Source organism: Holdemania sp., assembly GCF_986127675.1.
This window is the reverse complement of sequence record NZ_CFQZWI010000094.1, coordinates 1-10,656: the sequence shown is the minus strand read 5'-3', so window position 1 is coordinate 10,656 and position 10,656 is coordinate 1. Positions and strand designations below refer to the sequence as shown.

The window sequence follows — 10,656 nt, the reverse complement described above, 5'->3', positions numbered from 1 at the left end:
CCAGCGCGATCGCCGAGATCAACAAGCTGCATACGCCGTTTTTCACGTGATCCTTCGCTTTTAAAGCTTCCATTTTATCTTTTCTTAACGTTGTTAATAATGCCATTCTTCATCCTTCTTTCTAATGTTTATTATACCTTTTTTCACCGCAGCATTTCAATCCGCGGTCTTTATTTATCATGCTGCAGAGCAGCCTGCGGATTATTCTGTTCAATTTTCTGAACATGGTAATAAACCCGAACCTGCGCCGCCGGATACTTGCGGTTTAAGCGCTGGCTGAGCCGGCTGACAACTTTATGCACGTCATTTTCGGCTTTCATCATCAACATCACAGCCAGCTGACAGTTTGCCGTGCGGGTGAATATGTCGCAGGAGCGCAGCTGCGTCTTGACAATCTGAATCAGCGCGTCGGTTGCCCGCGTTCCCAGTTCCATGGCCTCGCTTTGTACGTCCAGCACCAGTAAGTAGGAGTTGATATCCAGTCGTTTGCTTTCCCGCATTCGGGCCTGATACAATTTGCGGAAAACCGGCTGTTCACAATAAAAAGCGCTGCCGTCTTCCTTAGTGTTCATTTCCTCAATCAATTCCTGAATTGAATGCGAAGGCTCGCGGTCTGAACTTAAAAAGTAGATCAGCGATTTTGAACGGCCCTCAAACTCAACGCCGAACTCATGATAAAACTGTTCGGAAATTTGATCGAAATGTTTCAATGCCCGATTGTATTCCCTGGCTTTTACCAGCTCGGATAAATAACAATAATTCAGATCATCTGAATATGGATCCAGCGTCAGCGCCCAGTGCGTCAGCCGCAGCGCCGCTTCCGCCTGTCCTTTCTGATCCAGCATGGCGGCAGCTTCCTGTGTCAGTGTTTTGACTTTTTCCTTCCAGAATTCCCGAATCGGCAGGATCCACATCGAAGAATACCCTTCCATCAGTTCGCCGCGGACCAGCGCTTCAATCTGCCGCGGTTGTTCCGCAAGAAGCGCAGGCGTCAGTCCGGAAAGCTGATCCAGATCGGTATCCACAGGCGCCTGCGGCGAGAATAGATAGCCCCGTTTTCCAGTCACAATCCATTCCTGATCCTTGGTTTGAGCATACGGCTGCGTCAATTTCCGCAGCCGGTGAATCGCAAATTTTAAAGCATTTTGCGGATTGACAGATTCCGGCCAGAACAATTCGATCAACCGTTCATGACTGACCAGCTCGCCGCGGTGAATGAGAAAATAGCACAGCAATTCCGTCAGCTGCTTCCCCAGGCTTTCGTTCAGCGCCTGAGATCGCTCTTCTTCCTGCAGCGTTGGAGCGCCCCAAAGTCTTATAAAATATTTTTTCACTTTGAACTCCTCCCTTCTGGTTCAAAAATCTCATCCGGCCATTTTAGATTAATTCAATTTTATCAGATCGGCTGCCGAACCACAAGCCCGCCTTGCCTTGATCGCTTCAGCGTTGTATGCCTGTCAAACAGGATGGGAAATCAGACGAAAAGCGACGCGTCCCCGCTGCGCTTGCCCGGTTCAGCCGGACGGCGTTAAAGGCAGGTGGAAACCTGCCTGACGATTTTTCTGCAGCGCTTTTCGGCTCGCTTTCACCCATTCCTTTTCAGCGTGCCCCTCCATGGTTTTCTGAAGTGTTGAAGATTGCCTTTCGATCAGTGAAATTCATTCGGATGGCGTTGTAAAAAACGCTGTTCCAGCAGATCTTCCATCGAAAACAGGCCGGGCTTTAAACCGGGAATCGCCTCGACCGCTTCCAGAATTCCGCGTATGAAGATCTCCCGACTGTCGGCGGTGTGCGTGATTGTAATCTGTTCGTGATCTCCGCACAGAATCACGGTGTGCTCGCCGGCAATCTGACGGTGCCGCAGGGAAGTAACGGAAATCGGTTTCTGATAGCCATACCGGTCCTTCGCCGGCCCCTGCAATGTTTTTTTCAACATCAGCGCGCTGCCGCTGGGTTTGTCTTTTTTCTGTTCATGATGAATTTCCAGGATATCGCAGTCAAAATACTGCCCGATCTCCCGCTGACAACATTTCAGCATTTTGTTAACGATCGTCATCCCGATCGAAAAATTGCTTGTCATGACGATGGGGACGCGCCGGGCCCAACTCTCAATGATCTTTTTCTGATCATCGCTGTATCCTGTCGTCGCCAGCACCAGCGGAATGGGCTGGCGTTCCATCGCCCGCTGGATCCGGACGAAATTGTCCGGGTGACTGACGTCGACGATCACCTCGGGATGCTGCGGCAGCTCGGAAATCTCCTGATAATAGGAGGAAGCGATCAAACCGACGCACTGCAGGTCTTCCTTTTCTTCAATCCGGCTTAATAACAAATGTCCCATCGTTCCATATCCGACAATTACGATTTTCATGGCCATCCTCCCTTGACCAGTGTATGCCGCCCGGAAATTTTCATAACTCAGGGGCATTGGCCCGGGTTCTTTCGCCCGGGTCGAATAGGATGTCAGTGTAAGGAGGAATTAACTTATGGGAATGCCTGAAATCAGAAGCAGCAACGTCACCCGTTCACAAGCCATTACCGATATTCTGCAGTCGATCGCTTTGGAGGAAGCCGCGCTCGCGCATATCCTCAACGCTGAGGGAGAAAAGTTACAATGCGCCATTTCGATGGACTGCATTACAATCGACAAATTGATCGAGGTCAACGAAACGGTTCAGTGCACGATGGAAGCCGCAGCGAAATTTGAACAGGCGCTGCAGGCGAAGCTGGCCAGTTTGTTCCAGGATTGCTACAAATAACGGAATTCGACTAAGGATAGTGAAAAGCGGCTCCGGGCCTTGAACCGGAGTCGTTTTTCGACTGTCCGCCATCATGGCTTTCCCTGCCTTGCCCTGATGTCTTAGCCCTGCAGCGAAACCTGGAATATACCGCCTTGTCTGCCGTGCGGCTTAATATGAGCCGCAGCACAGGCACCATGGTCCTGCAAGTTATCCGTTTCTGACATCACCATCGAGGAATTCTACCAAAATGATCAGCGGGGACAGCCTTTTACGGAACTGCGAACCTCAGGAAGCAAAGCCAGTCCCTTTACGCCGCCGCTGATTCCAAAAAAGTATCGGAAAAGGTTGGAATGATTGAAGTTTCCATCAATTTGGGCTACACTTATGTCTAACTAAAAGGGGGAATTGTGTTGCTTAACGCCAGAGGTAAAAAGTTTCTTTCGTATTACCGGCCTTATTTAAAGCTGTTTATCGCAGATATGATCTGTGCTTTCATCGTCGCGGCGATCTCGCTGATCTTTCCGCTGTTAACGCGCTACATCACCAATACCGTGCTCGTCTCGTCGCAATCCGTCCAGCTGGACCTGATTTTCAAGATCGGCCTGGTCATGGTCGGCTTGATCATCATCGAGCTGCTCTGCAACTTCTTCATCACCTATAAGGGACATTATATGGGCGTCATGATGGAACATGATATGCGCAACGAGCTGTTCAGTCATTATCAGAAATTGTCGTTCAGCTTCTATGACGAACAGAAAACCGGGCAGCTGATGTCACGGCTGACTAACGATCTGTTTTCCTTAACCGAGCTGTACCACCACGGCCCGGAGGATGTCGTCATTTCGATCATCAAGTTTTTCGGCGCGTTCTTCATCTTACTTTCCATCAACGTGCCGCTGACATTGATCATCTTCTCAATCCTGCCGATCATGCTTGTCTTCGCCTTGTATTTTAATAAGAAAATGGGCAAAGCTTTTAAGCAGAATAAAGAACGGGTCGGCGATATCAATGCCCGGATCGAGGACAATCTCTCCGGTATCCGCGTCGTTAAATCGTTTACCAGCGAAGGCAGCGAACTGGAAAAATTCGGGGTGGAAAACAATCGCTATGTCAAGTCGCGTAAAAACAGCTATCGGATCATGGCTTATTATCATTCCGGTCTTAACGCATTCACCACGATGATCACCGTTGTCGTCATTCTTGCCGGTTCAACGTTTATCTCCCTGAAATGGATTCTGTTAGGCGATTTGTTAACCTATCTGCTTTATATCAACAACCTGACCGAGCCGGTCAAGAAGCTGATCAACTTTACCGAACAATTTCAGGAAGGCATTACCGGCTTCCAGCGGTTTATGGAAATCATGGAAGTCGAGCCGGACATCAAGGATCAGCCGCACGCGGCAGTGCTGGCGAACGTTAAAGGCGCGGTGGATTTCGAAAATGTCGGATTTCAATACGCCTCTTCCAAGGATTATGTCCTCAAGCACATTGATCTGCATGTCGAACCGGGCGAGTATCTGGCGCTGGTCGGCTCCTCCGGCGCGGGCAAAACAACGTTGTGTTCCCTGATTCCGCGATTTTACGAGGTCAGCGAAGGCCGGATTCTGGTCGATGGTCAGGATATCCGCAGCGTGACAATGAAATCGCTGCGTTCCTGCATCGGCATCGTCCAGCAGGATGTCTATCTGTTCGCCGGCAACGTCATGGACAACATCCGCTACGGCCGGCCGGAGGCAAGCGAGGAAGAAGTGATCGCCGCCGCCAAGGCCGCCAATGCCCATGATTTCATCATGGAGCTGCCAAATGGGTATAATACAGATATTGGACAGCGCGGCGTGAAATTGTCCGGCGGTCAGAAACAGCGCTTATCCATTGCGCGCGTCTTCCTGAAGAATCCGCCGATTCTGATTTTTGACGAAGCGACCAGCGCGCTGGACAACGAAAGTGAAAAGGTCGTTCAGGATTCGCTGGAACGGCTGGCCCGCAACCGCACGACATTTGTCATCGCACACCGCCTGTCCACCATCCGCAACGCCAGACGCATCGTCGTGCTGGGTGAGGAAGGTATTCTGGAACAAGGCAATCATGCCGAGCTGATGGCTGCGGACGGTGCTTACGCGCATCTGTACCGCATGCAATTTGAACATTGACCTGAAGGGGGTTTTACTATCTCGCAATTCTTCTGCTTCTGGGATGAGGTACTTCCCGGCACGGCTTATGGTTTTCTAAGTCCGCTGCACATTCTGGAAATTCTAATGATTCCGCTGAGCTGCTTCTGGCTGATTCGCTGGACGCGCACCCATTCCCGCCAGTCCGGCCGGCGGCTGCTTCATGGATTTGCGATTGCGATTCCTCTGCTGGAACTGACGCGCATTCTATGGCTGTACCGCTTGGGCGAGGGATATTGGGTAAAACTGCTGCCGCTGCATTTATGCGGCCTGCAGATCTTCTTTATCCCGCTGGCGGTCTTTACGCGCCATCCGGCGCTACGCAGTTATGTCTGGGCGACGTCCATTTTGGGCGGAATCACGGCGATTGTCTATCCGGCGGGGATTGTCGGCACTTATCCGTTTTTCCACTTTCAAACCCTCCAAAGCTTCGCCCTGCATCTGCTTCTGATCCTGACGCCCCTTCTGATATTTCTGACTGACGATGACTCGCCGCGCTTAAAACAACTGCCTTCCGTCGTCCTGATTCTGAGCGGCAGCGCACTGTGTGCCTTTGCCGTGGACTGGATCTGGGGGCAGAATTACATGTTCTTACGGGAAGTCCCCCAGATCGCCTTCCTGCAGGCGATCAAGAACTGGGGCGGCTATCCTGCTTACTGGCTGACGCTGGCAGCAGCGGTCATCGCCGGATGCGCTCTTCTGCTTGTTCTGGGCGAACAATGGCATAGAAAAAAACTGGAATCTTCTGCGGATTGAGAAAATTCCAGCTTTTTTCTGCTCTGTAACAACGATTTCCAATTCTCAGTTCTGGATTGAACTGTCAAATTTCCCGTGATTTTTCCCAGGCTTCGTCCAGCAGCGTTTTCTGATAGCGGCGGGATAATTCCATCTGTTTCACTAATAACTCCTCATAATACGGTTTTAACACGGGATCCTGAATCCGGGCGCACCCCTTTTCAATAACGGCCTGTTCCCGGGCGGCATCCAGAATCGGCAGGTTGTGTTCCTTCTTATACGCGAGCACCTGACGAACAGCTTCCATTCGTTTTTCAAACAATTCCGCCATCTGTGCATCGACTTCATTAATCGTTTTTCGTGCCCGTTGTAAACAATCTTGCATAACTTCCTCCTTATAAGATCTTGACAATTCGAAAAATGGTGGTAAACTTAATATCGTGTCTGGGGCCGTAGCTCAGCTGGGAGAGCGTTGCGTTCGCAATGCAAAGGTCGCGAGTTCGATCCTCGTCGGCTCCACCAGATTTCCAATTCGACAGGAACAATCGTTCCTGTCTTTTATTTTGTATTATACACGAGTTGGCGGATAAAAAAAAGATTTTCTGTCCTTCCCGTTCTATAAAACAAAGCTCGGCGCTGAAATCAGCCTGACGCGCATCATTCCCCCTCGCCATCATCCTGAAACTGCCTGTATCCAAACTGAATCCCACTTGATTTTCAAAGCTTCAATTAAAAGAAGCCCAGAGAATCAGCATGATCTCTGGACTTGATTTGAAACCTGTCTGGCCAGCAGCCGGAAATTAAGCAACCTCCACGCCGGCTTTTTCCGCCATGAAGTTCAGCCATTTATCCCGCTTCATCAAGGATATCCGGTCGGTAGTCATATTCCCGGTTTCCGGATCCTCATGCGTAATCGTAATTCCAATCGGCATCAAACTCTGAGAACATTTTCCCAGCTCTCGAATGGTTTTGTAGGGAATAACGATATTCTCTTCCAGCAACCCGGTAATGACGATCACCCGGTTTTCTGTGAAATACGCCCAGCCTTGCTTCCATTTGCCCATTTTCCCGATCAGCCGTTCAACATAACTGGCCTGCAGGAAATCAACGAGCGTATCCTCCGGTTCCATGACGCCCAATTCAATCAGTTTCTGTTTTTGCTTTTCCATTTTTGATAATCCCATATTAGCCTCCCTGCTTATTCAGATTTAATTATAAACCTTTCCTCCGCCTTTTTCTTGTAAGATATTCCACAAAAGCTGATGTTTTAATTTTTTCTGCAGCGAAAATTGCCAACTCCCGCCGTTCAGCGGATGTTCGCCATCCCGACATCACCTCGTTTATGAGCCCGTCGCAAAGGGACGTCTGCCTGATTCGGCAGGACGTCCCTTTCTGTTTGATTTTTGACTCAAGTCTAAGACTCGTCGTTTTTCTTTTTCACCGCATTCCGCAGAGCTTCCATCGCTTCCGGACTTGGATCTGGCGGAATCAGTTCGCCTTTCCGGAAATAGAATCCCTGCATGTAATCCGTGCCGCAATCGACCAGCGCTTCCATTTCCTCGCGGGTTTCCACGCCTTCTGCCAGAATTTTTATCTTCCGGCTGCGGAAATAAACGACCAGTCCTTCATAGAATTCACGGCGGTTAAGATCGCGGTCAAGACCCCGAATGATGCTCATATCGACTTTCACGTAGTTGGGCATCAGATCCAGCAGCGTCGCTTCGCCATTATAGCCGGTTCCGTAATCATCCAGCGCGATTTCCTGATGTTGATCAAGACAGCGCTGTCGCTTGTGGATCGTTGCCATTTCGCCCATTTTTTCGCTTTCCGTCAGCTCAATGACGACCTGCGAATTGTAGCGGCCGAACCGGCGATCCAGTTCTTCCAGATCCTGCGGCGTCAGGCGCAGGCTGGAAATCGAGTTGATGAACAATTTTTTCCCTTGCAGCCGCTGATGATACCGATCAATGGCCTCCATCGCTTTAAACCAGGTCAATCGTTCAATCTGATACAGCCGCGACTGGGCGCGGGCAATCCGCAGCACTTCGGACGGCGTCTTCAGCTTTTCCATCTTTGGCCGCATCAGCATTTCATAACCATAGACGGTCTGCGACTGGACGTCGATAATCGGCTGGAATACAAAATCGATCAGTTCGTTTTCAATCAGCCGGTTGAGATCTTCGCTGCTGTGCAGCATAAACGAATCCTTACGGTAGCTTTCAATCTCAAAATCCTTTATTCCGCCCTTGACGGAATTTTTAATCTCATACATCGCGAAATCAGCGTATTTGATCAACTCTTCCAGATTGCGGCTGTCCTTCGGATACCACGAAACTCCGAAGGAAGCGCGGATCCGGATACTCTTGCCATCCGGCAGCTCCATTTCATAAGCAGCCATGGCCTTCCGGATCTGTTCAATCTTCTGACGAATCTGGAAGTCTGTCTCATAGCCATAAAACAGAACATAGAACTCATCGCCCGACATCCGCGCCGCAATTTCATGCGGACCGGCGTTATTGCGCAGCACATCCGCAGCGCTTCGGATATAACCATCGCCGCAATCGTGACCATAGGTATCATTGATATATTTCAGATTATCCAGATCCATCATCATAAACGCCGTAATCTTCAGCCGTTCCGGATGCTCGAAGCGTTCCTGAGCAAAGCGCTGGAATGCCCGCCGGTTCAGCAGGTTGGTCAGCACGTCGTAATCGCGTTCATATTCTATGCGGTGCCGCTCGACCATTTCCGCCGTTATATCCTGCACCACGCCCAGAATCGTGTGCGCCCGCGCCGCGGTTTTCAACCGCATCCAGCGAGCTCCGCCGCCGTCCTGTTCCAATTTGACGGTCTTTTCCCGCAGCCGGCCCAGTTCATCCAGATCCAGATCCAATAAGCGCAGCTGTCTGGAAAATTCATCCAGCGTCAGCATCTGATCTTCATGGTCAGCCTGCGGGTCCAGCACATCGAAGAAACCGGAAGTACAGAAGACGGAATTCTTTTCAAGCTCAATCTCAAACGCACCGATCTGAATTGAAAGCATGCCGATGATCTGCGAAAGCCGCGAACTGTTCTCCGCCACGCTCTTGCTTAATTCCTCAATCGCCTGGCTTAACTGATCGATTTCCGTAATCCGGATCGGATCCAGATGGATCGGTTTGTTCGGATTGGAATTACGCACCTTGCGGGCCAGCGCGCCGATCTGCCGGGATGGGCGGTAGCTGGCATACATCGTCGCCGCCAGTCCCACCAGCATGGATAAAATCATAAAGGTCAGAATGCTGTTCTGCATTTTACCCGAGAACCCGTACAACGCTTCCTGCGATTCCAGACCGACCAGAACCCAGCGCTGATGGGAAAACGGCGCATTGGAATTGTAGAGATCCAGCGGCTGCAGACTGCCGTAAATTTTCTGCTTCAGTTTTAAAGCGGATGTATGGATTAAAGCGCCGTCGCCGGAGACGTCGGCATCCTTTTGAAAGATGAGCTCTTCCGCTTCTCCGAACATCGCGATGAACACGCCGCCGCTGTGCGTCACCTTCTGCAAGGTCAATCCATCCGTCTGCGGCTGCGTCTCGTCAAGAATCGCAAGCATGTAGGAACCGGATTGATCCGCCAGCAATTCCTTCGACGGCAAGATGGTTTTCAGATAATCCTCCGCCAGCGAAACGCCCAGCACGCCTAACACCGTTCCCTCGCTGTCTGCCAGCGGCTGCGTATAGGTAATCGTTTTGATCAGGTCTTCGTTCAACATGGAGCCATAGCCCCAATACCCGGCGTCTTCACTGGACAGATCCGGATTGGAGCGAATCGCCTGCACCGGGTTGTTATAAAAATAACTCTCGCCGCCGATCTTAAAACGTGGACTCCAACTGACGTCCATCGCAATGTCCAGACTCTGCGCCACATCGGTCGGCGAACGTTCCATCAACAAGTCCGAATTGTCGTAAGGGTTATTGATCGGATCCAGATCCCGCAGATAAATACCACTTTTCTCCTTTTCCTCAGCCCTGTCGTTCAGAGGACCTTCAAAAACGAGAAAAACGCCGGTTACCGTATTTCTGCGCATCAGCGCAATCAGATCCGGACCGATTTTTTTCAAAATTTCGCTGGTCACAGCCGCCCCCGGCACCAGGTCGGCGACGGTCATGCCCGCTTCGCTCAGCTGCTGCTCAATTTCTTCTTCGATCTTCGTCTGATAGATGGAGAAATTACTCCAGCGCTGAATCATTTCATTCTCTAAATAATTCTTCCGATTGATGACCCGTTCGTTCAGGATTTCCTCAGCGTTGCGGTCAAGCTTGGTAATAACGCCGCCGCTGAAAACCAACATCCCAAACAGACTGATCTGAAAAATTTGAACGACGATCAAAGGGATCAGAATACGATTGAAAACACTTCTTTTTTTCAGCATATTCCGGTTACTCCTTTTCTTAAAAACGTTATTCCTGGACGATTTTTTGCATCTGTTGACTCAACGCCGCGAACCAGGCGTCGAAATAGGCTTCCGTTTCAAATTCAGCAGTTGCTTCATCAAGGCTCTGCCCCTGCGCCAGACGTTCAACGACCTGCTCGCGATCCGCCTTCGCCAGATCCTGCATCGAAGTATCCAGCAGAGACCGCGCGTCGCTGCCGCCTTCAAAAGCCTTTGTCGTATACAGCTGAACTTCACTCAGCTGTTTCTCGGCCACTTCAACAACGTCAATCATTTCTGCCGAGTCCAGCTCCGCATTGTTTTCAATAACTTTTTTGATCGTCTCAAAATCATTCGCGGCTTTCTTTACCGGCAGATATCCGGAAGCCAGTGAGAACTGAATATTCCGACGTTCCTCTGTGAACCATTTTAAGAAAAGAACCGATGCGTATTCATGCTGGGTATCCGAAGCGGTCACAACCATGCCCGCCCCCTGCTGAACGGCAATTTTCTCACCCTGTTCAAACATCGGAGCCGGCGCCACGATCGATTCAATCGGATAGCTTTCAACGTCGCTGACCGCCCCTTCCTTCGGGAA

General features: G+C 50.5%; 8 protein-coding genes, 1 tRNA gene and 1 pseudogene. 4 read left to right on the top strand and 6 right to left on the bottom strand.

The annotated features are described in order from the left end of the window. Positions 1-170 precede the first annotated feature (170 nt). Together AC5OW4_RS12350 and dapB are read right to left on the bottom strand one after the other, a co-directional pair. Entirely contained in the window at positions 171-1,334 is a 1,164-nt protein-coding gene (locus AC5OW4_RS12350; protein WP_072683812.1) for an AfsR/SARP family transcriptional regulator, read from the bottom strand. A 314-nt stretch (positions 1,335-1,648) separates the two neighbouring features. Further along, on the bottom strand, positions 1,649-2,371 hold the full coding sequence (gene dapB / locus AC5OW4_RS12345; protein WP_072683813.1) for a 4-hydroxy-tetrahydrodipicolinate reductase: 723 nt from the start codon (positions 2,369-2,371) through the stop codon (positions 1,649-1,651). A 115-nt stretch (positions 2,372-2,486) separates the two neighbouring features. Between dapB and AC5OW4_RS12340 the strand changes: the two genes are divergently transcribed. From AC5OW4_RS12340 to AC5OW4_RS12330, 3 genes are all read left to right on the top strand, one after another. Beyond that, the gene (locus AC5OW4_RS12340) at positions 2,487-2,759 is read left to right on the top strand and encodes an alpha-helical endospore appendage domain-containing protein (protein ID WP_072683814.1); all 273 of its coding nucleotides are present in this window, start codon (positions 2,487-2,489) and stop codon (positions 2,757-2,759) included. Positions 2,760-3,148: 389 nt separating this feature from the next. Further along, entirely contained in the window at positions 3,149-4,891 is a 1,743-nt protein-coding gene (locus AC5OW4_RS12335; protein WP_072683815.1) for an ABC transporter ATP-binding protein, read from the top strand. An 18-nt stretch (positions 4,892-4,909) separates the two neighbouring features. Next, entirely contained in the window at positions 4,910-5,665 is a 756-nt protein-coding gene (locus AC5OW4_RS12330; protein ID WP_365918847.1) for a YwaF family protein, read from the top strand. A 64-nt stretch (positions 5,666-5,729) separates the two neighbouring features. Here AC5OW4_RS12330 and AC5OW4_RS12325 read toward each other — a convergent pair whose 3' ends face one another. Beyond that, on the bottom strand, positions 5,730-6,029 hold the full coding sequence (locus AC5OW4_RS12325; RefSeq protein WP_072683817.1) for a chorismate mutase: 300 nt from the start codon (positions 6,027-6,029) through the stop codon (positions 5,730-5,732). A gap of 61 nt (positions 6,030-6,090) precedes the next feature. On the opposite strand from AC5OW4_RS12325, the gene AC5OW4_RS12320 reads away from it, so the two are divergent. Beyond that, positions 6,091-6,166 (top strand) — tRNA-Ala (locus tag AC5OW4_RS12320). A gap of 278 nt (positions 6,167-6,444) precedes the next feature. On the opposite strand, the gene AC5OW4_RS12315 is transcribed toward AC5OW4_RS12320, so the two are convergent. From AC5OW4_RS12315 to AC5OW4_RS12305, 3 genes and pseudogenes are all read right to left on the bottom strand, one after another. Beyond that, positions 6,445-6,828 (bottom strand): PH domain-containing protein, encoded by a 384-nt coding sequence (locus tag AC5OW4_RS12315; RefSeq protein ID WP_072683818.1) that lies wholly within the window; start codon positions 6,826-6,828, stop codon positions 6,445-6,447. Between the two features lie 230 nt (positions 6,829-7,058). Continuing rightward, positions 7,059-10,058 carry a GGDEF and EAL domain-containing protein gene (locus tag AC5OW4_RS12310; protein WP_195396216.1) on the bottom strand — a complete coding sequence of 1,000 codons (3,000 nt, stop codon included), beginning with the start codon at positions 10,056-10,058 and terminating at the stop codon, positions 7,059-7,061. 28 nt (positions 10,059-10,086) lie between these two features. Then, positions 10,087-10,656: pseudogene (locus tag AC5OW4_RS12305) on the bottom strand (extracellular solute-binding protein); the annotation flags it as partial.

Coding starts and splice junctions, on each gene's coding strand:
- AC5OW4_RS12315 (WP_072683818.1), bottom strand. CDS start 6,828: ATGGGATTATCAAAAATGGAAAAGCAAAAACAGAAACTGATTGAATTG.
- AC5OW4_RS12325 (WP_072683817.1), bottom strand. CDS start 6,029: ATGCAAGATTGTTTACAACGGGCACGAAAAACGATTAATGAAGTCGAT.
- AC5OW4_RS12310 (WP_195396216.1), bottom strand. CDS start 10,058: ATGCTGAAAAAAAGAAGTGTTTTCAATCGTATTCTGATCCCTTTGATC.
- AC5OW4_RS12340 (WP_072683814.1), top strand. CDS start 2,487: ATGGGAATGCCTGAAATCAGAAGCAGCAACGTCACCCGTTCACAAGCC.
- dapB (WP_072683813.1), bottom strand. CDS start 2,371: ATGAAAATCGTAATTGTCGGATATGGAACGATGGGACATTTGTTATTA.